This window comes from Alsobacter sp. SYSU BS001988 (genome assembly GCF_054796215.1).
On the sequence record NZ_JBTAMK010000001.1, the window covers coordinates 143,657 to 169,775 of the forward strand.

Here is a 26,119-nt window from a genome sequence, read left to right on the forward strand (position 1 = left end):
GCTGGCCCTTCGGGCGGGGCCGGGGTAACGATCGGCCAGATCCTCGCCCGCCGGAGCCCGCATGACCGCGCCGACCCTCGACAGCCCCGACCCGGCGCCCGCCGCCCTCCGCGACGACCGGGTCATGCCTGCCTCCGCGATGGCGCTCGGCGCGGCCGGGGTGATCCCCTTCGTGGCGCTCACGGTCGCGGCCCTGGTGCAGGCCGATGCGCGGCTCGGGCTGCCGTCGGGCTTCGCGCGGGCCGGCCTCGTCGCCTATGGGGTGGTGATCGCGTCCTTCCTGGGCGGCGTGCGCTGGGGCGTGGGGCTGCTGATCCCGAACCGCGAGCATGCGCCCAGCCTGTTCGTCATGTCGGTGCTGCCGCCGCTGGTCGCCTGGGGCGCTCTGTTCATGCCGCGGCCGCACGACCTCGTGGTGGTGATCGGCTGCTTCCTGGTGCTCGGGGTGTCGGACGTGGCGCTCGCCTGGCGCGGCGTCGCGCCGCGCTGGTACGGCACGCTGCGCCTGGCGCTCACCGCCGCCGTCGTGTGCACGCTCCTGGTCGCGCTCGCCATGCTGCCGGGCGCGGAGGGCTGACGCGTCAGTCCGGAGACAGCTGCGCGGCGGAGACCGCGTAGACCCGGTCCGATCCCATCACATGCGCGGTGAAGCGGCGCGCGAAGAGCGGCGCGAAGGCGCGGTCGAGCACGTTGAGGCCGCCCGCATAGGCGCCGAAGGCCGGCATCACGCAACGCCGCCCGTCCGAGACGAAGCAGCGGCGGCGGATGGCGCGGCCGCGCCCGGCCACCTTCGCGGCCGGGTGGAGATGACCCGCCAGCTCCGGCCCGGCCTCGCCGGGCGCCGGCTCGTGGCGCAGCGTGACGCCGCGCAGCACGACGCTGTCGCGGGCCTGGCCGCCGAGGCCGGCCGGGGGCTCCGGATCGTGGTTGCCGGCGATCCAGATCCAGTCCGCCCCGGTCTGGAGGATGCGCAGGGCGGCCATGTCCTCGGCCGGGATGCGCTCCAGCGCCCGAACGTCATGGAAGCCGTCGCCCAGCACCACGACCGTGGCGGGGCGGTAGCGCGCCACCACGGCCGTCATGGCCGCCAGCGTGGCGCGGCTGTCATAGGGCGGCAGCATCTGCCCGCGGGCCGCGTAGGCGGAGCCCTTCTCCAAATGGAGGTCCGCCACGACCAGCAGCCGCTCGGCCTCCAGGAACAGCGCGCCGGAGCGGCAGGCCGCGAAGACGGCGTCGCCGACGCGCAGCTCCGTCGCGACTGCGGCGGCGTCGCGGACGGACAGGGCCGACGGACGCGCGTTCACGGAGTCTCGCTCCGCGACAGCTTGATCCGCGCGAAGGCCCGGAGCCCCCTGGAGCGGGACGACGCGCGGGCCCGGTTCGACAGCGACGCGGGCGCCGGGGCGGGACGCGGCTGCGCGTCCGCCGGGCCAGTGGCCGCCGCGGGCGTCCCCGTCTCCATCGCCTCGTCCATCATCTGCGCTTCCGCCTCGGCCAAGATGTCCTCCGCCGCCTCGCCATAGACCGCCTCGCGGCCGATCTCCAGCATCACCGAGATGGCCAGCGGAGAGACCCGCTCCAGCGACTTGTGCATGATTCGCCCCTGGATGCGCGACAACATGCCGGCCAGGCGCTGCAAGTCGAGGAGACCTGTCGCCGCATCCGCCCGGGTGGCCTTGAGCAGGATGTGGTCCGGCTCGTGCCGGCGCAGCACGTCATAGACGAGGTCGGTCGACATGGTGACCTGACGGCCGCTCTTCTCCATGCCGGGATGCCGGCGCTCGATCAGGCCGGCGATGATGGCGCATTGGCGGAAGGTCCGCTTCATGAGCGCGGACTCGTCCAGCCACTCCTCCAGGTCGTCGCCCAGCATGTCCTGGGCGAAGAGTTCGTCGAGGCTCAGCCGGCCCTGCGCGATCGCGGCGCTGAGGTCGGAGAGGCCCCAGACGGCGAGGCCGTAATCGGTCGCCACGAAGCCGAGCGGCCTCAGGCGGGCGCGCTCCAGCCGGCGGGTGAGCAGCATGCCGAGCGTCTGGTGGGCGAGCCGCCCCTCGAACGGATAGGCGACCAGATAGTGCCGGCCGGCTCGCGGGAAGGTCTCGACCAGCAGGTCGTCGCGCCGGGGCAGCGCCGACCTGCGGGTCTGGTTCTCCAGCCAGTCGGCGACGCCGCCCGGGAGCCGGCTCCACTCGGCCGGATCGGCCAGCATGGCGCGGACCCGGGCCGCCAGGAAGGTGGAGAGCGGGAACTTGCCCCCCGCATAGGAGGGCACCTTCGGGTCCGTGCCGGCCGGGGCGCGGGACACCACCACCTCGTTCTCGGCCAGCGCCTCGAAGCGCAGGATCTCGCCGGCGAACACGAAGGTGTCGCCCGGCAGCAGCCCCTCGGCGAAATACTCCTCCACTTCGCCCAGGGTCCGGCCGCCGCGCGCGACGACGCCGGGCGAGCCGGGCCGGGCGTGCTTGACCCGGCCGAGCCGCACCTTGAGCATCGCGGCTTCGACGATGGTTCCGACATTCATGCGGTATTGCTGGGCCACGCGCGGGTTGGCGGCGCGCCAGAGCCCGTCCGTCCCGCGCCGGATCTTGGCGAAGCGGTCATAGGTGGCGAGCGCGTATCCGCCGGTCGCCACGAAGGCGACCACACGGTCGAAATCGTCGCGGCCGAGGCCCGCATAGGGGCTCGCGGACGAGACCTCCGCGTAGAGGTCGTCGGCGTCGAAGGGTTCGGCGCAGGCCATGCCGAGGACGTGCTGGGCGAGCACGTCCAGCGCGCCGACCCTGGCGTCGGGCGTGTCCTGCGCGGCCTCCGCGACGGCGTCCAGCGCCGCCCGGCACTCCATGATCTCGAAGCGGTTGGCCGGCACCAGCAGCGCCTGCGACGCCTCGTCGAGCCGGTGGTTGGACCGGCCGATGCGCTGCATCAGGCGGCTCGCGCCCTTGGGCGCGCCGACATTGACGACGAGGTCGACGTCGCCCCAGTCGATGCCGAGGTCGAGCGTGGAGGTGCAGACCACGGCCCGGAGCTGGCCCGCGATCATGGCGGCCTCCACCTTGCGGCGCTGGCCGACGTCCAGCGAGCCGTGATGCAGGGCGATGGACAGGCCGTCCTCGTTGATGCGCCAGAGCTCCTGGAAAATGAATTCCGCCTGCATGCGGGTGTTGACGAAGACCAGCGTGGTGCGGTGCGCCTGGATGGCCTCGTAGATCGCCCCCATGGCGTGGACGGCGTTGTGCCCGGCCAGCGGCAGCGTGCGCGAGCCCTCCAGGATGCGGATGTCGGGCGCCGCCCCGCCGGCCACGGCCACGAGATCGGCCATCGCCGGCGGCTCGGCGCCGCGACTCTGCGACGCTTCGGCGCCACGACTCCCCGGCGCCTCGGCGCCGCGACTCTTCGGCGCCACGGCGCCACGCGATGCATCGGGCGGCGCGGCGCCGGTCGCGCCCAGGTAGCGGCGCAGCTCGTCGGGCTCGCGGACCGTGGCGGACAGCCCCACGGCGGCGAGGCCGGGCGCGAGGCGGCGCAGCCGGGCGAGGCCGAGCGACAGCAGGTCGCCGCGCTTGGACGTCACCAGCGCGTGAAGCTCGTCGAGCACGACCCGGCGCAGCCCGGCGAACAGGGTCCGCGCGTCGCGGTGGGCCAGCATCAGGGCGAGCTGCTCGGGCGTCGTCATCAGGATGTCGGGCGGCCGCTGCATCTGGCGGGTCCGCTTGTGGGCGGGCGTGTCGCCGGTGCGGGTCTCCACGCGCACCCCCAGCCCCATCTCGGCGATGGGCGCCTCCAGGTTGCGGGCGATGTCGGTCGCGAGCGCCTTCAGGGGAGAGACATAGAGCGTGTGGAGGCCGCGCCCCTCCAGCCCGCCGGGCGGCGCGTCGGCGAGCTCGACCAGGCTCGGCAGGAAGCCCGCCAGCGTCTTGCCGGCGCCCGTGGGGGCGACGAGCAGCGCGGAGCGCCCCGCCTGGGCCAGCGCCAGGAGTTCGAGCTGATGGGGCCTCGCGGCCCAGCCGCGCGACGCGAACCACGATGCGAAGCGGGGCGGCAGGGCGGAATGGTCGGGTTGGGGCGCGCTCACTCGCCTGAAACTAGCGCATTCCGGCCCGATTGGGATTCCGGGATCCCGAAAGAGGCCCGCGCCTCGCCGTCACGGCCCCAAGGCGTGTGCGGAGCCACACATCGGGCCGGGCTTGATGAGGGCAATGTCCATCCGTGGCCGACGAGCAACGGCCCAAGAGCTCCACAGATCTTCCTCCCCGGCTCCCAGTCCTTCCGAGCGGTTTTACAGAAGCCGCCTTCACCATCCCAGGAGATCCCTCCATGTCCGCCGCCCTCCTCTCGACGCCTGTCCGCAACCGCAGCACCCGGGTCCGCAAGTCGATCGCGGCGGCCCTCGTCGCCCTCACGGTCGGCGGCGCGGCGATCGCCACGTCGACCCCCGCGGCGGCCGGCGGATGGGGCTACTACCATCATCGCGGCTGGGGCTATGGCGGCGGCGCCGCCGCGGCCGGCATCGTCGGCGGCCTGGCGCTCGGCGCGGCCCTGGCGGCCTCCGCCCAGCCGGCCTATGGGGCGCCGGTCTATGCGGGCGACTGCTACGTGGTCCGCCGGCGCGTGATGACCGACTATGGCTGGCGCACCGTGCGCCGCACCGTCTGCGACTGACCGGCCGAGCCCTTGAGATCCGCCGAGGCCCCGCGGTCCGCCGTGGGGCTTCGCGCCGCGTGGTTCAGGCCGCGAAGGACCGGCGGGCGAGCCGGGGATAGAGCGCCGCCTGCCCCAGTCCCCGGATCGCCAGGAACAGCAGGAAGGCGATCCACAGGCCCGTATTGCTCCACCCCGCCGACAGCGCCTCCGCGGCGTAGACGATCAGGGAGCCCAGGATGGCGTAGTTGGCCAGGGCGAAGGGCCCGGACCAGATGCGGATGCGGATATAGTCGCGCGCCGCCTCGGTCACGGCCGGGCTGGCGTCCATCAGCCGGAACGTCGCCGCAATGATGGGCGCCTGGAGCAGGATGAGCAGGACGCCGAGGCAAGCGGCCACCGCCAGGGCCCGGGCCAGCGCGCGGGCGACCTCGCGGTCGTCGCCCGCCCCGAAGGCCTGCGCGGTGAGCCCGGCCGTGCTCATGCGCAGCGATCCGAGCCCCCAGAACAGCATGTCGAACAGCACGGCCCCGATGGCCACCGCCCCGAGCAGATGGACCTCGCCCAGGCGGCCGATCACCGCCGTGTCGACCAGCCCGATCAGCGGCTCGGTGAGATGCGCCAGCATCATCGGCGCGGCGAGCGCGACGATGCGGGCGGCCGACGCGTCGACGGGCCGGCGGGGGGCAGGCGCGTTCACGGAGAAGCTCAGCGGCCGAAGAGCCGCATCAGGAGCCAGACCGGGACGACGATCATCGCCCCATAGACGAAGTAGCGCAGAACCTGCCGAACGGCACCGAAGCCGAGATCCATGATGCGGTCGAGCAGCTCCTTGGCGCCCCGGAGCAGGTCGGGCGGGGTGAGCCCGAACAGCGACAGGAAGGCGCCGACCACGATGGACATGAAGATCAGCTTGAGCAGCACGGATCCGGGGGAGCCGCCCAGGATGCGGGAGAGATCCGTGTTCGCCATGCTGTCCTCCGGCCCGCGCGCCGGGCGATTCCATGGCGTCTCTTTAGCATCGATCCGGGCTGAAATCAGGACCGGCGGGGACTGGACCACGGGACGCCGGCGCCGTTTCATGGCGGCCCCGTCCTGGAGCCGAGCCCCGCCATGCTGGTCGACCCCGCAGCCTTCGATCCCGCAAGCGTCGACGCTGAAACTCTGGCGTTGAACGCCGAGATCCTGGCCAAGCTCGCCGGACTGCCGGACCAGTGGTCCGCGCCGCCGGCGGTGGTGCGCGAGCGCCGCAAGCAGGGGCTGGGCGCCTTCCCGGTCCCGCCCGCCAGCGCATGGGCGCGGACCATCGCCATCGAGGGGCCGGGCGGCCCGCTGGAGCTGCGCATCGTCGCGCCGGCCGAGCCCTCGGGGGTCTACCTGCACATCCATGGCGGGGGCTGGGTGTTCGGCACGGCCGACATGCAGGACGACCGGCTGGAGCGGCTGGCCCGCGTGTGCGGGCTCGCCTGCGTCTCCGTCGAGTACCGGCTCGCGCCCGAGGCGCCCTACCCGGCCGCGCCGGACGACTGCGAGGCGGCGGCGCTGTGGCTCGTCCGCGAGGCGAAGGCGCGCTTCGGCACGGAGAGGCTCCTCATCGGCGGCGAGTCGGCCGGGGCGCATCTGGCGGCGGTGACGCTGATGCGGCTGCGCGACCGGCATGGGCTGACGCCCTTCCGGGCCGCGAACCTGACGGCCGGGTGCTACGACCTCGCCCTGACCCCCAGCGTGAGGCGGTGGGGAGAGACCAAGCTGATCCTCAACACCCGCGACATCTTCCTCTTCGTGCAGAACTTCCTGCGCCTGAAGGGCGACGTGCGCGACCCGGACGTCTCGCCCCTGCAGGGCGACCTCGCCGGGCTGCCGCCGGCGCTGTTCACGGTGGGCACGCGCGATCCGCTGCTGGACGACACGCTGTTCATGGCGTCGCGCTGGCTTGCGGCCGGCAATCGGGCGGAGCTCGCCGTGTGGCCGGGCGGCGCGCATGTGTTCATCGGCTTTGCGGGCGCGCTGACCGAGCGGGCGCTGGCCTGCAGGCGGCCTGACGGCGCCTCAGTCCACCGTGGCGGGCTGGCCAGCCGCGATCCTGGAGGCGGCGATCACCGCCTGCGTGCGGCTCTCGACGCCGAGCTTCTGCAGGATGGCGGAGACATGCGCCTTGACGGTGGCCTCCGAGACGCTGAGCTCATAGGCGATCTGCTTGTTGAGCAGCCCCTCCGACAGCATCATCAGCACCCGGACCTGCTGGGGCGTGAGGCTGCCGAGGCGCTTGACCAGGTCGCTGGTCTCCCGGTCCATCGGGGCGGACATGTCGACGTCGGGCGGCGTGTAGTCGCCGCCGTCCAGCACGGCCCGGATCGCCGCCCGCATGGTCTCGACGTCGACGGTCTTGGGGATGAAGCCCGACGCGCCGAACTCGATGCAGCGGCGGATGACGCCCCGGTCCTCGTTGCCGGACACCACCACCACCGGGGTCCCGGGGTGCTGGGCGCGCAGATACATCAGGCCGGAGAAGCCCTGGACGCCCGGCATCGTAAGGTCGAGCAGGACGAGGTCGAGGTCCATGCCGCGGCCGAGGCTGTCGGTGACCTCCTCGAAGGTGCCCGCCTCGAGGATCTCGGCCTCGGGCTCGACCCCCGCCACGGCGGTCCTGAGCGCGCCGCGCACGAGCGGATGGTCGTCCGCGATCATGATGCGTGTCTGTGCCGATGCGCTCACAATCCCCTCCCGCGATCGCCCGTGCCGGGCGCTGACCTATTTGTTATGTCCGGTTGACGACCTTCCGTGAAATTCTCAGCCGGAGCAAGTATTTCGGCATAGCGGGTATTGCGGATGCAACCGCCCGGGACTTGTCACGCGCGGCCGCCGCCCGCATCGTGCGTCGTCGAGATTGCAGCGGCCATGCGACACGTGTTTGACGAGCAGGATTCCCACGGATGATGAGTTCCCGGATCGATTTCATCCGGTTCGCCAGCCTGTCGGCCGTGGTCGTCGGGCTGACGGCCGCCGCCGTCGCAGTGGCCGAGCGCCTCGGGGCGCCGGGCCGGGCGCTCGGGATGGCGGCCGTGGGGATCATGCTCGGTGTGGCCGTCGCGGCGGGCCTGGCGTGCGGCACGATGCGGCTGCCGGCGTTCCTGACGCAGGGGAGGACGCTGCCGGCGGCGGGCGCGAGCCTGGGGACGGCGGCGGTCTGGCCCTGGGCGTTCCCGGGGCAGTCGCCGGCCGCGGCCGCGGCGGGGCTGCTGCTGGCCGCCTTCCTGCTGGCGCCGGCGCTGCGCCGCTCCGGCGCGCCGACCTGGGCGAGCTTCGTCGGGACGCGTTTCGCCAGCCCCCTCGCCCGGGCGCTGGCCGCCGTGGTGGTCGGCGCGGGATCGTTCGGGCTCGGGACGGCGGCTCTGGCCGCAGCCGCGGGCGTCGTCTCGCGCGTGTTCGGGATGGGCGCCCCGCAGGCCGCCGCGGTCGTGGCGGCCGTGGTCGGGTGCATGACGCTGCCCGGCGGAGCGCGCGGCCAGACGCGCGCCGCCGTGGCGCTCGGGCTCGCCGCCCTGGGGGCCGCCGCCATGCTGTGGTTCGGCCGCCCGGCCGCCTCGCCGGAGCGGTTCGCGGCGGCGCTCTCGCCGCTGATGGGGCCGAACGGCCTGGCGCTGGGCGTCGCCGGAGCCCTCGCGGCGCTGGCCTCCCCGGCGTCGCAGACGATCTGGCCCGGCGTCGAGAAGACCGAGGATTGCCGCATCGCGCTGCTGTGGGCGGCGGTGCTGACCGGAGCGCTCGCCTATGCGGTCGCGCCCGCGGCGACCCCCGCCGACGGCCTGTTCCCGGCGATCGCGGCCGACGTGTTCGCGGCGGCGGTCGCCATGGCGGCTTCCGGGGCGTTCCTGCTGGCCGCCGGGCAGGCGCTGGCCTTCGACCTGCGCGCCCGGGTCGACCGGCGCCGCACGCCGGCGTCCCTGCGCTTCGCCCAGATCCGGCTGGCGTGCCTCGCCGTCGTCGCGGCGGCCGGCGTTGCGGCCGCCTTCGCGCCGGGCGTCGCGGCGGCGCAGGCCGGCGCGGCCTCGGCGATCCTGGTCGGGGCGCTGCTGCCGCCGGTCCTGCTCGGGGCCGGATGGGACCGGGCCAACGCGGCCGGCGCCATCGCGTCGCTTTGCGTCGGCCTTGCGGCGTCGCTGGCGCTCGTCGGCGGACGGCTCGGGCCGGAGGGGCTGGGCGACGCCGCGGCCGGGCTCTGCGCCTGCGCGATGGGGCTGGCCGCCGGCGCGGCCGCGAGCCTGCTCACGCGCCGCTCGCCGCAGGTCCCGCGCCCGCTCCATGACGACATGCTCTGACGCGCGTCGGGGGCGTCACCCCGGCGTCGCGTCGCGGGTCTCGCCGGCGCGGATCAGCTTCTCCAGCACCTCGATCCGGTCGGCCTCGGCGGGCGGCTTGTCCCAGCGGATGCGCGAGACGCGCGGAAAGCGCATCGCCACGCCGGACTTGTGCCGCGTCGAGCGGTTCAGGCCCTCGAAGGCGATCTCCAGCACGAGGCCCCGGTCGGGCTCGTGCGTGACCTCGCGCACCGGGCCGAAGCGGTTCAGCGTGTTGCGCCGGACGAAACGGTCCAGTTCGGCCAGTTCGGCGTCGGTGAAACCGAAATAGGCCTTGCCGACCGGCACGAGCTCGTCGCCCGACGCGCCCTCGCGCCAGACCCCGAAGGTGAAGTCCGAGTAGAAGGACGAGCGCTTGCCGTGGCCGCGCTGGGCGTACATCAGCACGGCGTCGACCACGTGAGGATCGTGCTTCCACTTGTACCAGAGCCCTTTCGGGCGGCCCGGCACATAGGGGCTGTCGGCGCGCTTGATCATGCAGCCCTCGACGGCCGCGGCGTCGACCCCCGCCCCGGCGTTGGCCGGATCGGCGCGGGCGGCCGCCAGCTCGTCCCAGCTCGCGAAGCGGATCAGGGGCGAAATGTCGAAGCGCGGATTGCCCAGCCCCTCCAGGAAGCCCTGCAGGCGCTCGCGGCGGTCGCAGAACGGCAGGGGCCGCAGGTCCTCGCCCGCATGGGTCAGGAGGTCGTAGGCCCGGACGTGGGCGGGGAACTCCACCAGCATCCGGGGCGAGACGCTCTGGCGATTGAGGCGCTGCTGCAGCACGTTGAAGGTCTGCACCCGCCCCTCGCGCAGGATCAGCAATTCGCCGTCGATGGCGCCGTCGAAGTCGATGGCCTCGACCAGGTCCGGGAAGCTCCGGGAGATGTCCTCGCCGGTGCGCGAATAGAGCCGCTGGACCCGGCGCCCGTCCGGCCGCACGCCGCCGACCGCCTGCACCCGGATGCCGTCCCATTTCCATTCGGCCGTCATCTCGGCCGGGTCCAGGCTGTCGAAGTCGGAGTCGTCGAGGGGATGCGCCAGCATGGGCGGGCGGAAGGGAGCCGGATCGGTGGCTTCGGGACGCGGCGCCAGCCCCTCGGCCCAGGCGAAGAGCGGCTCATAGGGCGGCTCCAGCCCGTGCCAGACCTCCTCGATGTCGTTGGGCTCCAGGGTCCCCAGGGCGGCGACGGCGCTCTTGGCCAGCCTGGCCGAGACGCCGATGCGCAAGCTGCCGGTGATGAGCTTCAGCAGCGCCCAGCGGCCCGTCTCGTCGAGGCCGTCCAGCCAGCGGGTGAGCAGGCCCGGCAGATCGGTCCGGTGGCTGGCCTGGAGGGCCTCGATCACCTCCGCGAGCGAGGGCGGCGGCCGGTTGTGGCCGGCCGCCGGGCGGGCGCCGTCCTGGCGGTCGAGCGCGTCGACCCCGCCGCCGGTCTGGCGATGGCTCTCGCCGGGCGACGGCCAGAGCAGCGCCACGGTCTCGGAGAGGTCGCCCACATAGTCGTAGCTCAGCCCGAAAAGGACCGGGTCGGTGCGCTCGGCGATGAGGGCCCGGATGAGGCCCGGCTTGGCGTTGGCGAAGGAGAGCCCGCCCGACAGGGCGGCCAGCGCGAAGCCCCGCTCCGGGTCGGGCGTGGTGCGGAAATAGTCCGTCATCATCCGCAGCTTGTTGTTGCGGCCGGGCTCATAGGCGAGGCGGTCCAGCAGGGCGGCGAAGCGGTTCACGAGGACGCCTCCGCGCCCGCAAGGGGCGTCTCGCCCGGGAGCGTCTCGGGCTCGACCTCGCCCTCGTCCCCGTAGCCCAGCATGTGCAGCGGCTTGGCCCGGACGCCGCGCGTCACGCACCAATGGACGAGCGCGTCCTCCTGGCCGTGTGTGACCCACACCTCCGACGCGCCGGTCTCCAGGATGGTGCGGCAGAGGTCGTCCCAGTCGGAGTGGTCGGACACCACCAGGGGCAGCTCCACGCCCTTCTGGCGCGCCCTCGCCCGCACCCGCATCCAGCCGGACGCGAAGGCCGTGACGGGATCCGGGAACTTGCGCGCCCAGAGGTCCTGGGTGGCGCTCGGCGGGCAGATCACGATGGCGCCCCCGAGCCTGGGCCGGTCGGCCGCCTGCACCTTGCGGACGTCGCCCAGGGGCACGCCGTGCGCGATATAGAATTCCGTGAGGCGCTCCATCGCGCCGTGGACGTAGATGGGCTCGTCGTAGCCGGCCTCCCGGATCAGCGCCATCAGGCGCTGGGCCTTGCCGAGCGCATAGGCGCCGACGATGTGGGCGCGCTCGGGAAAGAGCCGCACGGAGGCGAGGAGCTTGCCGACCTCGTCGCGCGTGTCCGGATGCCGGAACACCGGCAGGCCGAAGGTCGCCTCGGTGATGAAGACGTCGCAGGGCACGACCTCGAAGGGGGCGCAGGTGGGATCGGGCGCGCGCTTGTAGTCGCCCGAGACGACGATGCGCAGCCCTTCGCATTCGAGCGCGATCTGGGCGGAGCCGAGCACATGGCCCGCAGGGCGATAGGTCACGCTGACGCCGTTGAGGTCGATGCGCTCGCCGAGGCGGGCTTCCTGCGTGGCGTCGGCGAAGTCGGGGCCGTAGCGCACCGCCATGATTCCCAGCGTTTCGGGCGTGGCGAGCACCCGGCCATGGCCGGAGCGCGCATGGTCGGAATGGCCATGCGTGATCAGGGCGCGGGCCACCGGGCGGACGGGATCGATATGGACGTCGGCCTGGGGACAGTAGAGCCCGGAGGGCGTCAGCGTCAGGAGATCGGAGGGGCGCATGCCCGTTACATAGGACTCGCCCTGCGGCCCGGCGAGGCGCGCCGAAACCTCGACCAGGTCCGGCCTATACCTCACGCTGTAGTCTGTCGTACTTGCACGCGCCAATTGACAATCGTGCTACTTTGGCTGAGCCGCGTCCGTTTGGCTCAAGGCTCATCTGTGCAGACCCGGAGGATACGATGGCGACCGTCTTGGCGATCCATTCCGTGCGGAACATGGACCAGTGGCTCAAGGGCAAAGACCGCGAGAGGCTGTTCCCGACGTTCTGCTCCAGTTACCGGCTGTTCAAGCATGCTGACGGAACGCGGGTCGGCATCGTCATGGAAGGCGTGGATCTCGCCAAGATGCAGGAGACCATCGAGGGCCCCGAGGGCCAGGCCGCGAAGGCTGCGGACACCGTCATCGATCCCATCGAAGTCTACGTCGAGATCGAAGGCGGCACATGAACGAACCGCGCCAGCGCCGCCCGCCGGAGAATGGAGCCTAGGCCGGCAGGCCCTCCACCGGACGGCGGACGGCCTCGGCCGCGCCCCGGCCCACCACGGGGGCCAGGCTGTCCAGGCGCTCGGCCGCGAGGCGGTCGCGCAGGCCGTCGAGGATCTCGCCGACCAGCGCCGGACCCTTGAAGATCAGGGCGGAGTAGAGCTGGATCAGCGTCGCCCCGGCCTCGACCTTGGCCCAGGCGCTGGCGGCGGAGTCGATTCCGCCGACGCCGACGAGGGGGAAGGCTCCCTCCGCGCGCTGATAGGCTTCGGCGAGCATGCGGGTCGCCAGCGGGAACAGCGGCCGCCCGGAGAGGCCGCCCTGCTCGGCGGCCGTCTGGCGGTCCCGCAGGGTCGAGGGACGCCCGATGGTGGTGTTGGAGACGATGAGCCCGTCCACGCCCCGGCGGCGGGCCACGGCCACGACCGAATCGAGATCGCTCAAGGCGAGGTCCGGGGCGATCTTCAACAGCACCGGCTTGCGGCCCGCCCGGGCGGCGAGGCCGTCGCGGCGATCGAGAACCCGGGCGAGCAGGTCGTCGAGGGCGCTCTCCTGCTGCAGGTCGCGCAGGCCGGGGGTGTTGGGGGACGAGACGTTGACGGTGAAGTAGGTCGCCGCCTCGGCGAAGGCCTCGATCCCGGCGACGTAGTCGGCGGCCCGGTCGGCCGCATCCTTGTTGGCCCCGATATTGACGCCGAGCACGCCGGGACGCCCGGCGCGGGCGTTTAGCCGCGCCAGCGCGGCGGCGTGGCCCTCATTGTTGAAGCCGAGGCGGTTGACGACTCCCTCGTCGTCCATCAGCCGGAAGATGCGCGGCTTGGGATTGCCGGACTGCGGCCGCGGCGTGAGCGTGCCGACTTCGGCGAAGCCGAAGCCCAGGCCCAGCATCGCGTCGGGGACCTCGGCGTTCTTGTCGAAGCCCGCCGCCACGCCGAGCGGGTTGGGGAAGCGCAGGCCGAAGGCCTCGACGGCCAGCCGCGCGTCATGGACCGGCGCGGGACAGGGCGGCAGCGCGGCGAGCGCCCGGATGGTGAGGCCGTGGGCGGCCTCGGCGTCCATCCTGTGGAGCAGAGGCAGCGCCAGGGCGCCGAGCGGGCCGGCGAGGCGGGACGAAAGCAGGCGCGCGATCACCGGACATGCTCCGGGAAGCGGTGCGCGCCGTCCGGGCCGAGCGGCAGCGGATCGACGGACCGGGCGGCCGCGGTCGGCGCCGGCCGATAGAGATGCGGGAAGAGATCCCCGCCGCGCGAGGGCTCCCATCGCAGGGCCGGGCCGAGATCGTCCGCCTCGAAGGCGACGAGCAGCAGGTCCGGCTGGCCGGCGAAATGCTTGCGCGCCGTCTCGCGCGCCTGCGCGGCGGTCGAGAAATGGATGTAGCCGTCGGCGAGGTCGACCGGCGCGCCCGCGAAGGCGCCGGCGGCCTCGGCGGCGCGCCACAGCGGGGCGGGCACGATCTTGTAAATGAGCATCTCGGTCCCCTCGTTTGTTGCGGTCTTACGGGGGGCGGTCGATCCGATCAACGTTTCTGGCTCGTCTCCCCCTACAGGATGATTGCATTCGGCAGTTGGTGGGATTAATTCCATATGCACGGACGATGATCCTCCTCGCTTCGCGGGACCGATCCCATGACCACTCGGCTTTCTCATTCGCAGGTCTGGGGCGCCATCGACGCGCTCGCGGCCAAGTACAACCTGTCGGCCTCGGGCCTCGCCAGGAAAGCCGGCCTCGACCCGACCACCTTCAACAAATCCAAGCGAACCTCGCCCGACGGGCGCGACCGATGGCCCTCGACGGAGTCGATCGCCAAGGTGCTGGACGCCACCAACGCCAGCCTCGACGAGTTCATGGCGCTGATCGTCCCCAAGGAGGCGCACTACAAGAGCCGCTCCCTGCCCTTGCTGGGCTTCGCCCAGGCCGGAGCCGGCGGCTTCTTCGACGACGGGGGCTTCCCGGTCGGCGAAGGCTGGGACGAGGTGGATTTCCCGGACCTGCCGGAGGGCAATGTGTACGCGCTCGAGGTGACGGGCGATTCGATGCTGCCGCTCTACCGGGACGGAGACGTCATCATCTGCTCGCCCACCGCGTCCGTGCGGCGGGGCGACAGGGTGGTGGTGAAGACCACCGGCGACGAGGTGATGGTGAAGGAGCTGAAGCGCAAGACCGCCAAGTCGGTCGAGCTCGCCTCGCTCAACCCCGATCACGCCGAGCGCGTGGTGCAGGCCTCCGACATCGTCTGGATGGCGCGCATCATGTGGGCGAGCCAGTAGCCAGCAGCCAGAGCCCGCGCGCCACGTAAGTAAGGCTGACGGCGCGGATGATGATCCGGCTCCAGCGCCGGAATCCCGCGTCGCTCATCCGGTGCAGCACGAAGGCGGCCATGGAGGTGCCGGCGAAGGCGGTCAGCACCGCCACGGCGTAGATCCACCAGGGCAGGCTCTCGTCCATCAGATGGGCGAAGGAGCCGAAATAGGCGACCCGCAGCAGGTGCGCGACCATCTGGGTGGCCGCCTTGGTGGCCACGATGGTCTTGCGGTCCAGCGCGCTGTTCTGGAAGAAGATGTCCAGCACGTTGCCGGCTGCGCCCGCGAGCAGCTGCAGCACCATGATGATCGCGCCGCAATAGACCGGCGCGCCCCGCCGCGTGATGTCGAGCCGCAGGCTGTGCGGCAACATCTCGGCGAGGAAGGGCAGCAGCCCGAGCCCCAGATAGATCGTCGCCTTGTCGGGCACGAAGGCGATGACCTTCATCAGCGCGAAGGCCGCGACCGAGCCGACCAGGTAGCCGGCGAAGATCGGCCACTGCACGAAGCGGCGCCACAGGAAGGCGCGCCAGCCGTTGGAGGCCATCTGGGTCGTGCCGAACAGCACCATCGCGGGCGCGACGTCCAGGACGAGCAGCAGCACGCCGAGCAGGATCATCCCGCCCGCCATCCCGAAGATGCCGGACAGGAACGACGTGACCAGCACCGAGCCGGCCAGGACGGCGATCAGCGCCGGCCCGAACGCCACGGGTCAGACCGCCTTGCGCGAGGCCAGGAAGGCGTCGTGCTCGCGGATGAGGTCGCCGGACAGCCCCTTGGCGATGAGGGCGCGCGTCTCCGCCACGCCGTAGAGGGCGGCGAAGGACCCGAAGCGCGGCCCGCGTTCCGCGCCGAGCAGGACCTGGTAGAGCGTCGAGAACCACTGCTGCGAGACGCCGGGGCGCCCGTCCGGGCTCTTCGACTTGCCGCTCGTGTCGGGGAAGTGCCGGCGGCCGACCTCGTAGACGGCGAACTGGATGGCGTCCGCGTCGGTCGAGCCCTCGAACTCCGCCAGGGCCGCCGAGAGGTCCTCCAGCGCCGCGCGCTCGGCCTCGGTCGGCTCGCGATAGACCTTGGCCGGGCGCACGAAATCGCGGAAATAGGCGACCGCGTAGCGCACGAGCTTGTCGAGGCGAGGATTCGCCTCGGGCGAGGCGCCCGGCGCGTAGCGGCGCAGGAAGCCCCACAGCACAGCCGGGTCCTCGGAATTGGCCACGGCCACGAGGTTCAGCAGCATGCCGAAGGTCACCGTCGTGGCGGCCGCGTTGGCGTCGGCGCTGTGGATGGCCTCGGGCGGCGGCGGGGCCCCGCCATGGATGTGCCAGACCGGGTTGGCGATCTGCTCGCGCAGGCCCTGCTTCTGATAGCGCTCCAGGAAGCCGATATAGTCGTCCACGGCGCGCGGGATCACGTCGAAGAACAGACGCTTCGCCTCGCGCGGCTTCTGGAACATGAACAGCGACAGGCTCTCCGGGCTGGCGTAGGCGAGCCAGTCGTCGATGGTCAGGCCGTTGCCCTTGGACTTGGAGATCTTCTGGCCCTTCTCGTCCAGGAAGAGCTCGTAGTTGAAGCCCTCCGGCGGCTCGGCCCCCAGCGCGCGGGCGATCTCGCCCGACAGCTTGACGCTGTCGATGAGGTCCTTGCCGGCCATCTCGTAGTCCACGCCGAGCGCGACCCAGCGCATGGCCCAGTCCGGCTTCCACTGCAGCTTGCAGGCGCCGCCCAGCACGGAGGTCTCGAAGCGCTCGCCGGTGTCGGGATCGCGCCAGACCACGGTGGCGGCGTCGCGCTTCACCTCCTCGATCGGGACCTGCATCACGAGGCCGGTCCGGGGGTGCAGCGGCAGGAAGGGCGAGTAGCTCTGGGCGCGCTCCTGCCGCAGCGAGGGCAGCATGATGGCCATCACCTCGTCGAAGCGCTCCAGCATGAGGCGCAGCGTGGCGTCGAAGCGGCCGGACTTGTAGCACTCGGTCGCCGACATGAACTCGTAATCGAAGCCGAAGGCGTCCAGGAAGGCGCGCAGGCGGGCGTTGTTGTGCTCGCCGAAGCTCGGATGGAGGCCGAACGGGTCCGGGACCTGGGTCAGCGGCTTGCCGAGATGAGCCGCCAGCATCTCCCGGTTCGGGACGTTGTCCGGGACCTTGCGCAGGCCGTCCATGTCGTCCGAGAAGGCGACGAGCCGGGTTGGGATCCGGTCCTCGGTGAGGACGCGAAAGGCGTTGCGGACCATGGTGGTGCGCGCCACCTCGCCGAAGGTGCCGATATGCGGCAGGCCGGACGGGCCGTAGCCGGTCTCGAACAGCGCCTCGGTCTTGCCCGTGCGCTTGAGGCGCTCGACGAGCTTGCGCGCCTCCTCGAACGGCCATGCGGGCGCGGCGCGCGCGGCGTCCAGAAGGGTGAGCGGCTGGTCGGTGGAGAGCGAGGCGGACATGGTCTGGGCTTTCGGCGGTCGCTACGGCCGGCGTCGCGACGGCCGATGCCGCCGGATTCAGCCCCGTTGAGCGCGGCGGACCATAGAAACACGCGCCTGCAGGGTCAATGCGCATGCGGGCGCGGGAGGTCGCCGGAGCGCCCGAGCCGCGCCGGCCTTCACGGCCGAGGCCTAGGCGCGATTGTCGGAAAATTCGACGCAATTGCCACGACGGGCTGAAAGAGTTCGCATCCCTATGTTTTCAGCCCGGCGTCGACGCCTGGAACCATCGCCATTACCATCCATCAATATTGTTCATAGGAGGCTGCATTGAAGCCCGACAAGCGATTGACCCTGGAATACATCGTGGGATGCATCGTTTTCGCGATGGAAGAACTGGACCACATGGCCGAACACGAGGCGGCGCGGCTTCTCGAAAGGGCAGCGCGTTCACTGATCGCGAAGGACCAGGCGGCGGCGAAGCGCGGCGCGCGGGGTGAGCGGGGCGCCGAGCCCAGGCCGAACTGACGCGGGCCGGCCCGAGGCGATCGCCGCGGCCGCCGAGCGGGGGCCCGGCGCGGGCTTCGGGGCGGCGAGCCCATGGGTCGTCTTGTTCCAGCGCTGGGGCGCCCAGATCAGCTCCCAGGCGGCGCGCCAGGCGGCGGCCGACCACATGGCGTAGTAGAACGGCAGCATCAGGAGATCCGCCGCGCCCATGCGCAGGCCCTCGCGGCGAGCGCCCGCCAGCATCGGCCAGACCAGCGCGAGCGCGCCGCCGACCAGCACCACGCCCGACAGCGAGGCCAGGACCGCGTCCGCCGGCGAAGACGGCGCCAGCAGGCTCCCGTCCAGGATCCGCGCCAGCGTGACCGCCATGAAGAGCGGCTGCCCGAGCGCGGCGAGCACCACCCCCAGCGTATGCGCCAGGACGGCGACGCGGTCGAAGGCGGGGAGCGGGCGCCTGCCCCAGACGGCGCGCCCATGCACCAGCGTGGCCTGCATCCAGCCTTTCAGCCAGCGGGAGCGCTGGCTCATCCAGGCCCTCACGGTCAGGACCGCCTCCTCGCGCGTGGACGAGTTGAGGGTGCGCACCCCGTAGCCCAGCCGGGCGAGCCGCAGCCCGAGATCGGCGTCCTCGGCGACGTTCCAGGCGTCCCAGCCCAGGACGCTTTTCAGCACCGGGACACGGAAGTGGTTGGAGGTTCCGCCGAGCGGGATCGGCGCGCCCATGCGCGAATAGCCGGGCAGCACGACGTTGAAGAGCGCGGCGTATTCGAAGGAGAAGAGGCGCGGCAGCCAGCCGGCGTCGCCATTGTGGATGGAGAGCCGCGCCTGCAGGCAGGCGAGCCGGGGGCCGGACCGGGCGAAGGCCGACGCCGCCAGCCTGAGCTGGCCCGGATCCGGCACGTCCTCGGCGTCATAGACGACGAGCAGGTCGCCGCGCGCGCTCTTCAGGCCGATATTGAGGGCGCGAGGCTTCGTGCGAGGGAGCCCGGGAGGGCACACCACCACGCTCACATGGTCCGGCAGGCTCAGCTCCCGCGCGGCCGCCAGGGTCTCCTCGTCATCGGCCTCGACCAGCAGCTTGATGTCCAGCTTGCGCTTGGGATAGTCGAGCGCGTCCAGGGCCCGGACGAGTTGCGGCAGCACGCGCCCCTCCCGGAGCAGCGGCGCCAGGATCGTGTAGACGGGCAGTCGGGAGTCCGGCAGGAGCGGCGGGTCGGCCTCCGGCCGGCTCTCCAGGCAGGCCGCCAGCCTGAGCGCCACCACGAAGGCGAAGAGCAGGTTGAAGGCGCCGAACAGCAGCGCGCCCGCCAGCAGGGGCTCCCCCGCGACGGCGAAGGACGCGGCTCCGACGGCGGCGAGGCCGCACAGGCTCTCGGCGCGGGTGAACCCGTCGCGCACGGACATCGCGGGCCAGGCGTCCGGCAGGCGATGCGCGGCCTCCCGCGCGAGCGCCGCATCCATGGACCGCCGGATCGCGGCCGCGACCTGCGAGGGCGTCGCCACGCCCGCGCCGGCCCAGCCCGACCCCGGCCGGACGGAGGACGCCAGGGCGCGGAGCGCCGGGCCGCGCGGCGCGAGCACGAAGCGCGGGCCCGATCCCGGCGCGAGCGGAACGGCCGGAGCGTCGGGCGGCGGCGCGCGCCGCATGGGCGCCAGCCGAAGCGGCCCGGACACGAAGGGCGCGCCGAGATGCCTCGCCAGGGCCCGATAGACGTCCTCCTCGGCGACGACGCCGCGCTCCATCACGATCTCGGCCACCTCGCGCCCGGTGCGCGCCGCGTCGTCCACGGCGGACAGCAACTCGCCCGGAGGAACGCCGGCTTCGGCGAGGAACGACACGGCTCGAGGCAGAACGCGGCTGACCGCGTCCGTTCCCGGGCCCGAAAAGGACCCTGGCGCGTTCATGACGATTTCCGTTCGGCAATCAATAGGCGATAATCAGAGAAGACTAGATCAGATCTGACCCGTTGTTGAGATGAAAACTGAGAACATCGTCATTTTACAACCACATGCACTGCAAAGTTTGAGGTCGACCCCGGCGGCGGCGGCTGCGTTCATCCGGCGGGCCGTCCCGACTCTGTTCGCCTGCGCCTGCCTTCTAGGGATGGCCGCCGCAACGTCTGGCGCGGCGCGGGCGCAGGAACAGCTCTTCATCCCCCAGTTCTGGGACCCGGCGCAGAAGCCGGACAAGCCCGACCTGTCGGCGATCCGGGTGATCCGCTTCCTGACGGAGGACGACTACCCGCCGATGCATTTCCTGACGGACGACGCGCGGCTGACCGGCTTCAACGTCGACCTCGCCCGGGCCGTCTGCGAGGCGCTGAACGTGGCCTGCACGGTTCAGGCTCGACGCTGGGACACGCTGCTGGACGCCCTCAAGGAGGGGCGCGGCGACGCCGTGATCGCCTCGCTGAGGCCGACCCCGGAGCTGCGGGCGCAGTTCGGCTTCACCGCGCCCTATCTGCGCACGCCCGCCCGCTTCGTGGCCCGGGCCGGCGCCGCGATCGATCCCTCCCCGGCCGCGCTCGACGGCAAGACCGTCGCCGTGGTCGCCCAATCGGCGCACGAGAACTACCTCAAGACCTTCTTCCCCAAGGCCGTGGCCAAGCCGTTCGACGATCTCGCCCGGGCCCGCGCCGCCCTTCAACGCGGCGAGGCGGACCTGCTCTTCGCCGACGGCCTGACCATGGCGGTCTGGCTCAATGGCGAGGAGGGCGAATGCTGCGGCTTCGTGGGCGGGCCCTATACGGAGAGCCGCTGGTTCGGCGAAGGCGTCTCGATCGCCACCCGCCGCAACGAGACCGTCCTGCGCCGCGGCATCGACTGGGCCCTGCAGCGCGTCGCCGAGCGCGGAACCTACGCGGAGATCTACCTGCGGTACTTTCCGGTGGGATTTTACTAGGCCGCAACCCCCTGGCGCGCTGCACGGAGCGGCGATCTAGTCCGGCCTGGTGCGCAGCTCACCCTCGTAGTCTCGTTTTCCGAGCGGCACGCCGCGCATGCGCAGGATGTCGTAGGCGGTCACGGCGTGGAAATGGAAGTTCGGCAGCGAGAACGAGAGGATGAGGGTCTCCGGCGTGAACCGGAGCTTTCGAGGACCGATCTGCAGGTCCAGCTCCTTGCCTGCCCAGCTGTTGACCTCGTCGGCGGTGAACGCCGCCAGGGCCGTTTGCGCCTTGTCCATCATGGCCCGGAGGTCGGCGAAGGGGACCGGCCCCACCAGAGCGGGCGGGGCGAACACGCCGGTTTTCGCAGCCTCAAGCCCCCACACGGCGTGGTGCCACGCGGCTTCGATCTGGAAGTGGAAAGGCGCCATGTCCGCGAAGAGCCGGGCCTGCACGAAATCGTCCGGATCGGCGCCGGTCTCAGCGCAATGCCGGGCCGCACGGTCGAGAAAGCCTCCGATGGCCCGTACGGTCTGCAGGAAGGTCGGAACGCTGAGGTCGTAGAGCGTCGTCGCCATCGGCTCTGGCTCTCGGGGGTGGTCGAACCGCCCGTCAGAAATACCGGGCGACGTCCTTGGCGGATTCGGCCGGAGGGCGCTGGAGGTTGAAGGCGCCGACGAACTGGCCGGACTTGTCCATCAGATAGACCAGGGCCGTGTGGTCCATGGTGTAGTCGCCCTTCTCCAGCGGGACCTTGCGGGAATAGACCCGGTAGGCCTTCGTGGCGGCGTCGACGGCCGCGCGGTCGCCGGTCAGGCCGACGATGCGCTTGTCGAAGCTGGAGAGGTAGGTCTTCAGCAGTTCGGGGGTGTCGCGCTCGGGGTCGACGCTGATGAAGTAGCTGTTCAGCTGGTCGGCCTTCGGACCCAGGGCGTCGTAGACCTGCGTCACGTCCTGCAGGGTGGTCGGGCACACGTCCGGGCAGTGGGTGAAGCCGAAGAAGATCAGCGAGGGCTTGCCCTTCAGGGCCGCCTCGGTCACCGGCTTGCCGTCCTGGTCGACGAGGCGGAAGGGTCCCCCCACCGCGGCGGCGGTGATCTTCTGCTGACCCGGCGCGAGGACCACATAGGCCGCGACGCCGAGCGCGATGACGCCGAACAGGAACGCCACGAGGGGCAGCACCAGGCGGTTGGCGGAGCGCTGTTCGGCGGGTTCGGACATCACGATCTCATCTCAGGTTGATCTCGGCGGCCGCCTGGCCGGGAGCCCGGCCGCGCTCAGAAGCACCAGGCGAGCGCCGATGAGACGGCGTCGGTGAACACCGCGTCGCCCCGCGCGGCCCAGAGCAGCCCGCCGGCGGCCGCCAGCGCCAATCCCGCCCCCGCCCACAGGCCGAGGCTCAGCCGCGACGGGCGCGGCCGGACGTCCTCGGGTGACCAGTCGGCCGGGTTCGACATGCCCAAAGCCTCGCTGCGCCCGGGCGAGTGCGCCGGACTTGCGTCCATATAGGCAAGATCGGCCGTCGGCGCCACCGCTTTGGGCGGCATGGGGCGTCAGCGCGCGGCGGAGCGGCGGGCGAGCGCGTCCTCGGACCCGAGCAGGAACTCCTCGACGCAGCGCGCGAAGGCGTCGCGGGCCCGCCGCGTCGTGAGGTTGTGGTCCGCGCCGGCGATGACGCGCAGGCTCAGGCCCGGGAGGCGGGCGGCGTCGCGGCCGTTCGGGCCCATGTGGCGGGCGAGTTCGTCTCGCCCGCCGTCGTCCTCGCTATAGACGAGGAGGACGCGCGCGCCGCGGGCCGAGAGGGCGCCGAAGCCGCGTCGCACGGGATTGCGCGCCTGCTCCAGGCTCTCGCCCCGCTTGGCGGCCTGGGCCATCCGGTGGGCGAGGCTGCGGACGCCCCGCCGGGCGAGTTCGGCGGCGATCCCGGCGGCCTTGATGTCGCCGCCGAGCAGCCGGCGCCAGGTCGCGCCGTCGCCCGCGCGGCTGAGATAGAAGCTCGTCGCCCGGAAGCTGTCGCGCATGGCGGCGTCCAGCGACAGGCCGTCCCGCCAGGCGAAGATCTGGTTGTTGAGCATGACGACGGCGTCGATGCGGGGATCGACCTTCGCGCTGTGGAAGGCCCGGTAGGCGGCGCTGCACTGCCCGGCGACCGTGACGGATCCATAGCCCCGGGACTTCAGCCAGTCGATCGCGGCGGCGACGTCGGCGTGGGATTGGTCAGCGTAGACGCGGCGCGGACGGCCGTCGGAGGGCTCGGCGGCGTCGCCGAAGCCGAGCATGTCCATGCGCAGCGACGCCGCGCCGCGCGCCGCGAGCCCCCGGCAGAGGTCCACGGTCTGGCGCGCCCAGCCGACATGCGAGTTGCCGCCCGCGTTGAGGACCAGCAGGACCGGTCCGCCGGGGGCGGCGCCTTCGGGGCGGTTCAGCACGCCGACCAGCCCCGACGAGGGGCCGAAGGTCGCCAGCTCTTCGGTCCAGCCGGGACCTTCGAGCAGGGCCGGCGGCGGCGGAAGCGGCGGGACGGCGGCGCCCTCGGCGGCCGGCGCGGCGCCCTTGGCCAGCCACGAGGCCAGCGCGTCCCAGTCCGCCTCGGGAACGACGGAGGTCGTGGGGTCGCGCACCAGGTCGTCCCGGCCCGGGAAGGGCAGCAGGTCGGGCTCGACCCCGAGGGAGCGGAGCGCGCTCGCGAAGGCGGCGGGCTGGTCGTCGCTCATGACGGCGACGCGCGGCGCGGGGGCGGCCGGCAGCTTGCGCCAGTCGAGCGCCTTCAGCTCCTCGAGGGTGGCGCGGGCCAGGACGAACCCGGCCGTCTCGATCCCGTCCAGCGGCTCGTCGGGAAGCGCCGCGCTGGTCCCGGGCGGCGCCATCAGGGCGGAGAGGGCCGCCAGCTCGCGGCCATAGGCCCGGCCGGACAAAGGCGGCGCGAGCAGCGCGATCCCGGACACGCCGCCCAACCGGGCGGCGACGTCGGCCGCCAGGAGCGCGCCCAGCCGGAGGCCGACGAGATAGACCTCGCGCACGCCGGTCCGGTCGCGCAGGGCCTGGATGCCGGCCCCGATCGAGGCGCGCCAGGCCGCGAGGCGGTCGGGGTCCTGCTCGCAGCCGAGCGAATCCGCCGCGCCGGGATAGTCGAAGCGCAAGGTCGGCAGGCCCGCCGCTGCCAGCCGGTCGGCCAGCATGCGCCAGCCGCGGCGCGCCCCGAACTCCTCGAAGCCGTGCGCGGCGCACAGGACCACGCCGCGCGTTCCGCGGGCGGGGTGGAGCCAGCCGGCGCAGGGGCCGAAGGTCAAAGGCTGCATCAGGATGTCCGGTAGGAGAAGGAGGAGGACGCGTTCACGGCCAGGATCCGGCCCGAGGGCGGCCCCTGCCCGGCCGTGCGCGGCCGCAGCCGCACGCGCTTCTCGCGTCCGGGCGCCAGGTGGAACCAGTCCTCCTCCGGGCGGTAGCCCTCGTCGAGGATGTGGACGGACTGGGCCAGCCGGTCGGTGGAGAGGACGAGGGACCACCCGTCCCCGTCCTGCTCGGCGCGGGCCGCGATGGAGACCGGCAGGCGGGCCGAGCCGCGGCCCAGCGGAAAATGGAAGGCCTCGGCGATCGCCGCGCCCGAGGCGGCGTCGGCGAGGACGGCGACGCAGACGTCGTGCGAGGGCGGGCCGAACCGGTAGGCGTAGCCGACGTCGAAGAAGCTCCCCAGCAAGGACGCTGAGGAGAGGGTCCGGGCCGAGCCGGGGGCCAGCGTCAGGCGGGCCTCGCCGCGCGCGACCGGGACGGCGCCGTCGCGCAGGCAGGCGAAGGAGACGACGACGTCGCGCGCCCGGGGGGCGTCGTTGAGCAGGTGGATGGCGAGGCCGTTGACGCCTTCGTCGGTGAGGGTGACTTGCGTCGGCCGGAAGGCGCGCTTGAGGGCCCAGTAGGCCGATTTCGGCTCGCCCGTGGAATCGACGACGCCCCAGCCGGCGCCGGGCCACAGGTCGCGCCAGAACCAGACGAGGCCTCCGCCCGTGGGCGAGCCGGGGCGGCGCCATTCGGCGAAGGTCGCCTCCACGACCTCCGCGACGACCGCGCGCGACAGGTCGGCGTAGCGCTCCGGATCCTCGGTCCGCAGCCGGGCCGGATCGACGCCGTAGAGCAGGCCGAGATAGTGGTCCCGCACGTCCTCGAAATCCCAGCTCGCGCCGACGTCGCGGGGAGTGCGCTCCTTCCAGCGCGGGTGGTGGACGGCGGGCGCGGGCAGCAGCCGCTCCAGCGTGGCGGCGTCCGGCAGGTTGGCGAAGGCGAGGCACTCGGAGGCGAAGCGCACGCCGGCGCGCCTGGCGTCCTCCAGCGGCCGCCGATAGGCGCCGACGCCGTAATAGTGGGTCACGCCGGCGTCGGCGCAGAAGGGCAGATCGCCGCCCCAGGGCGAGTTGGCCACATAGAGGGCGTCCGGCCGGAGCGCCGCCGCGGCGGCGGGCAGGACCTCGTGGGTGAGCGGGCCCGACCAGGCCTCGGCCGGGCAGCCCAGCATGGCGGCCTGCTGGGCGATCTCGCTGCCGCCGCAGAGCACGGCGATGCAGGGCGAGGCCTGCGTGCGGGAGAGGAACTGGCGCGCCTCCTCGGCGACGCCCGCTACGAAAGCCGCATCGCCCGCCGGATAGTCCAGGTTGGCGAACATGAAGTCCTGCCAGACCAAGACGCCGAATTCATCACAGAGCGCGTAGAAGGCGTCGGCCTCGTAGAGCGTGACCCCGCTGACGCGCAGCATCGTCACGCCCGCGTCGCGGACCTGCTCGAGCAGCGGCCGGTAGAGGTCCGCTCCGCCCTGGAGGCCGACGATGTCGGGCGGCGTCCAGCAGGCGCCGCGGCAGAAGACGGGCTGGCCGTTGACGCGAAGCGCGAAGCCGCGGCCGTCCGGCCCGGCGTCCTGTTCGATGCTGCGGAAGCCGACCCGGCCGAGGCCGATCAGGCTCCCGCCGATGCGGACGCGGACTTCGTAGAGCGGCTGCGCGCCATAGCCGTTGGGAGCCCAGCGCTCGACCTCGGCGAGACGCAGTTCGCCTTCGAGGCGGCCCGGGGCGGTCCAGCGCAGGGGCGCCTCGCAGCCGGCCCCGATCAGGACGGCGGTCGGCGCGTCGGCCGCGTCCAAGTCGCAGTCGAGCGTGACCGCGATGCGGCCGCCGCGTCCCTCGGGGACGGCTCGGAGATCGGCGTGACGCACCCTGAGCCCATCCGCGCGCCGGATGCGGGTGACGGGCCGCCACGGACCGACGACGTCGACGGGCGGGCACCAACCCGGCATGTGGCCGAGCAGCGTCGTGCGCAGGCTGCGCAGCCCGTCGCCTGCGATCATGGCCGAGCGCCAGCGCGGGCGCGGGCGGGATTGACCGACGCGCCCCGCGATGGCGCGGCAGACCACCGTGAGGACATGCTCGCCGGCGAGGTCCACGTCGACCTCATGAGCGAGGAACATGTTGTCCGACTGCAGGATGCGGACGTCGTCCAGCCACACGTCCGCCAGCGTGGCCAGGCCCTCGAAGCGCAGCGTCTCGGGGCCGGAGCCGTCCAGCCGGCAGCGGAACCAGACGTCCTTGTCGTGCAGCCGGACGGGAGCCTCGAAGCTCCAGCGGCCGGCGGCCTCAAGGGCGGCGGCGGCCGTCCCGGGCGCGGCGGCGGGGATCCAGTCGAGGTCGCGGCCCAGCTGGGCGGGCGAGGCGGCCTCGCCCGGCGCCGTCACGGCGAGCTCCCAGCCGTCCAGGGGCCGGGGCGCCGGGCCTGCCGCCGCGTGGATCCGGGCCAT

At 72.6% G+C, this 26,119-nt stretch carries 23 protein-coding genes and 1 pseudogene; 7 read left to right on the forward strand and 17 right to left on the reverse strand.

The genetic code is table 11. The annotated features are described in order from the left end of the window. The first annotated feature begins 61 nt into the window (after window positions 1-61). Window positions 62-577 (forward strand): DUF3429 domain-containing protein, encoded by a 516-nt coding sequence (locus ACYVO7_RS00670; protein ID WP_460447932.1) that lies wholly within the window; start codon window positions 62-64, stop codon window positions 575-577. A 4-nt stretch (window positions 578-581) separates the two neighbouring features. Here the strand turns inward: ACYVO7_RS00670 and pdeM are convergent, their stop codons facing one another. Together pdeM and ACYVO7_RS00680 are read right to left on the reverse strand one after the other, a co-directional pair. Continuing rightward, window positions 582-1,304, reverse strand: a complete 723-nt coding sequence (pdeM, locus tag ACYVO7_RS00675) for a ligase-associated DNA damage response endonuclease PdeM (protein WP_460447933.1) — start codon at window positions 1,302-1,304, stop codon at window positions 582-584. Beyond that, entirely contained in the window at window positions 1,301-4,072 is a 2,772-nt protein-coding gene (locus ACYVO7_RS00680; RefSeq protein ID WP_460447934.1) for a ligase-associated DNA damage response DEXH box helicase, read from the reverse strand. The genes pdeM and ACYVO7_RS00680 overlap by 4 nt, the downstream gene beginning before the upstream one ends. Window positions 4,073-4,314: 242 nt before the next feature. Here ACYVO7_RS00680 and ACYVO7_RS00685 point away from each other — a divergent pair, with 242 nt between their 5' ends. After that, on the forward strand, window positions 4,315-4,659 hold the full coding sequence (locus ACYVO7_RS00685; protein WP_460447935.1) for a hypothetical protein: 345 nt from the start codon (window positions 4,315-4,317) through the stop codon (window positions 4,657-4,659). Window positions 4,660-4,723: 64 nt separating this feature from the next. On the opposite strand, the gene ACYVO7_RS00690 is transcribed toward ACYVO7_RS00685, so the two are convergent. Continuing rightward, window positions 4,724-5,338, reverse strand: a complete 615-nt coding sequence (locus ACYVO7_RS00690; protein ID WP_460447936.1) for an MATE family efflux transporter — start codon at window positions 5,336-5,338, stop codon at window positions 4,724-4,726. Window positions 5,339-5,346: 8 nt separating this feature from the next. Further along, complete coding sequence (locus ACYVO7_RS00695; protein WP_406856383.1) at window positions 5,347-5,610, reverse strand: DUF6460 domain-containing protein; 264 nt, start codon at window positions 5,608-5,610, stop codon at window positions 5,347-5,349. Between the two features lie 144 nt (window positions 5,611-5,754). Between ACYVO7_RS00695 and ACYVO7_RS00700 the strand changes: the two are divergent. After that, window positions 5,755-6,663 (forward strand): annotated as a pseudogene (locus ACYVO7_RS00700) (alpha/beta hydrolase); the annotation flags it as partial. Between the two features lie 24 nt (window positions 6,664-6,687). Here ACYVO7_RS00700 and ACYVO7_RS00705 read toward each other — a convergent pair. Next, entirely contained in the window at window positions 6,688-7,326 is a 639-nt protein-coding gene (locus tag ACYVO7_RS00705) for a response regulator (protein ID WP_406858509.1), read from the reverse strand. A 245-nt stretch (window positions 7,327-7,571) separates the two neighbouring features. On the opposite strand from ACYVO7_RS00705, the gene ACYVO7_RS00710 reads away from it, so the two are divergent. Further along, window positions 7,572-8,957 (forward strand): hypothetical protein, encoded by a 1,386-nt coding sequence (locus tag ACYVO7_RS00710; RefSeq protein WP_460447937.1) that lies wholly within the window; start codon window positions 7,572-7,574, stop codon window positions 8,955-8,957. Window positions 8,958-8,972: 15 nt separating this feature from the next. On the opposite strand, the gene ACYVO7_RS00715 is transcribed toward ACYVO7_RS00710, so the two are convergent. Continuing rightward, window positions 8,973-10,700: a cisplatin damage response ATP-dependent DNA ligase gene (locus ACYVO7_RS00715; protein ID WP_460447938.1), complete on the reverse strand. Its 1,728-nt coding sequence runs from the start codon at window positions 10,698-10,700 to the stop codon at window positions 8,973-8,975. Continuing rightward, window positions 10,697-11,758 carry a ligase-associated DNA damage response exonuclease gene (locus ACYVO7_RS00720; protein ID WP_460448528.1) on the reverse strand — a complete coding sequence of 354 codons (1,062 nt, stop codon included), beginning with the start codon at window positions 11,756-11,758 and terminating at the stop codon, window positions 10,697-10,699. The genes ACYVO7_RS00715 and ACYVO7_RS00720 overlap by 4 nt, the downstream gene beginning before the upstream one ends. 179 nt (window positions 11,759-11,937) lie before the next feature. Here ACYVO7_RS00720 and ACYVO7_RS00725 point away from each other — a divergent pair, with 179 nt between their 5' ends. Continuing rightward, complete coding sequence (locus ACYVO7_RS00725) at window positions 11,938-12,204, forward strand: hypothetical protein (protein ID WP_460447939.1); 267 nt, start codon at window positions 11,938-11,940, stop codon at window positions 12,202-12,204. A 37-nt stretch (window positions 12,205-12,241) separates the two neighbouring features. Here ACYVO7_RS00725 and ACYVO7_RS00730 read toward each other — a convergent pair whose 3' ends face one another. Together ACYVO7_RS00730 and ACYVO7_RS00735 are read right to left on the reverse strand one after the other, a co-directional pair. Then, the gene (locus ACYVO7_RS00730; protein ID WP_460447940.1) at window positions 12,242-13,372 is read right to left on the reverse strand and encodes a quinone-dependent dihydroorotate dehydrogenase; all 1,131 of its coding nucleotides are present in this window, start codon (window positions 13,370-13,372) and stop codon (window positions 12,242-12,244) included. Next, window positions 13,369-13,710 (reverse strand): DUF952 domain-containing protein, encoded by a 342-nt coding sequence (locus ACYVO7_RS00735; RefSeq protein ID WP_460447941.1) that lies wholly within the window; start codon window positions 13,708-13,710, stop codon window positions 13,369-13,371. The genes ACYVO7_RS00730 and ACYVO7_RS00735 overlap by 4 nt, the downstream gene beginning before the upstream one ends. Window positions 13,711-13,866: 156 nt before the next feature. On the opposite strand from ACYVO7_RS00735, the gene ACYVO7_RS00740 reads away from it, so the two are divergent. Then, window positions 13,867-14,508 (forward strand): S24 family peptidase, encoded by a 642-nt coding sequence (locus ACYVO7_RS00740; RefSeq protein WP_460447942.1) that lies wholly within the window; start codon window positions 13,867-13,869, stop codon window positions 14,506-14,508. Here ACYVO7_RS00740 and ACYVO7_RS00745 read toward each other — a convergent pair. The 3 genes from ACYVO7_RS00745 to ACYVO7_RS00755 all read right to left on the reverse strand — a co-directional run bounded on the left by ACYVO7_RS00745 (window position 14,489) and on the right by ACYVO7_RS00755 (window position 19,363). Further along, entirely contained in the window at window positions 14,489-15,250 is a 762-nt protein-coding gene (locus tag ACYVO7_RS00745; protein ID WP_460447943.1) for a TSUP family transporter, read from the reverse strand. The genes ACYVO7_RS00740 and ACYVO7_RS00745 overlap by 20 nt on opposite strands. Before the next feature lie 3 nt (window positions 15,251-15,253). Continuing rightward, the gene (locus tag ACYVO7_RS00750; protein ID WP_460447944.1) at window positions 15,254-16,972 is read right to left on the reverse strand and encodes a lysine--tRNA ligase; all 1,719 of its coding nucleotides are present in this window, start codon (window positions 16,970-16,972) and stop codon (window positions 15,254-15,256) included. A gap of 429 nt (window positions 16,973-17,401) precedes the next feature. After that, window positions 17,402-19,363 carry a glycosyltransferase family 2 protein gene (locus ACYVO7_RS00755; protein ID WP_460447945.1) on the reverse strand — a complete coding sequence of 654 codons (1,962 nt, stop codon included), beginning with the start codon at window positions 19,361-19,363 and terminating at the stop codon, window positions 17,402-17,404. A gap of 199 nt (window positions 19,364-19,562) precedes the next feature. Here ACYVO7_RS00755 and ACYVO7_RS00760 point away from each other — a divergent pair, with 199 nt between their 5' ends. Further along, entirely contained in the window at window positions 19,563-20,360 is a 798-nt protein-coding gene (locus ACYVO7_RS00760) for a transporter substrate-binding domain-containing protein (RefSeq protein ID WP_460447946.1), read from the forward strand. Window positions 20,361-20,396: 36 nt separating this feature from the next. Here ACYVO7_RS00760 and ACYVO7_RS00765 read toward each other — a convergent pair whose 3' ends face one another. From ACYVO7_RS00765 to ACYVO7_RS00785, 5 genes are read right to left on the reverse strand one after another with little or no spacing between them, the layout of a single operon-like run. Continuing rightward, window positions 20,397-20,921, reverse strand: coding sequence for a DUF1993 domain-containing protein (locus ACYVO7_RS00765; protein WP_460447947.1), 525 nt, complete (start codon window positions 20,919-20,921; stop codon window positions 20,397-20,399). Window positions 20,922-20,955: 34 nt separating this feature from the next. Then, entirely contained in the window at window positions 20,956-21,564 is a 609-nt protein-coding gene (locus ACYVO7_RS00770) for an SCO family protein (RefSeq protein WP_460447948.1), read from the reverse strand. A gap of 56 nt (window positions 21,565-21,620) precedes the next feature. Further along, window positions 21,621-21,890, reverse strand: coding sequence for a hypothetical protein (locus ACYVO7_RS00775; protein ID WP_460447949.1), 270 nt, complete (start codon window positions 21,888-21,890; stop codon window positions 21,621-21,623). Between the two features lie 6 nt (window positions 21,891-21,896). Then, a complete protein-coding gene (locus tag ACYVO7_RS00780) occupies window positions 21,897-23,642 on the reverse strand; it encodes a serine aminopeptidase domain-containing protein (RefSeq protein WP_460447950.1) in 1,746 nt (581 codons plus the stop codon). Further along, window positions 23,642-26,119 (reverse strand): glycosyl hydrolase 2 galactose-binding domain-containing protein, encoded by a 2,478-nt coding sequence (locus ACYVO7_RS00785; protein WP_460447951.1) that lies wholly within the window; start codon window positions 26,117-26,119, stop codon window positions 23,642-23,644. Before ACYVO7_RS00785 ends, ACYVO7_RS00780 begins: the two co-directional genes overlap by 1 nt.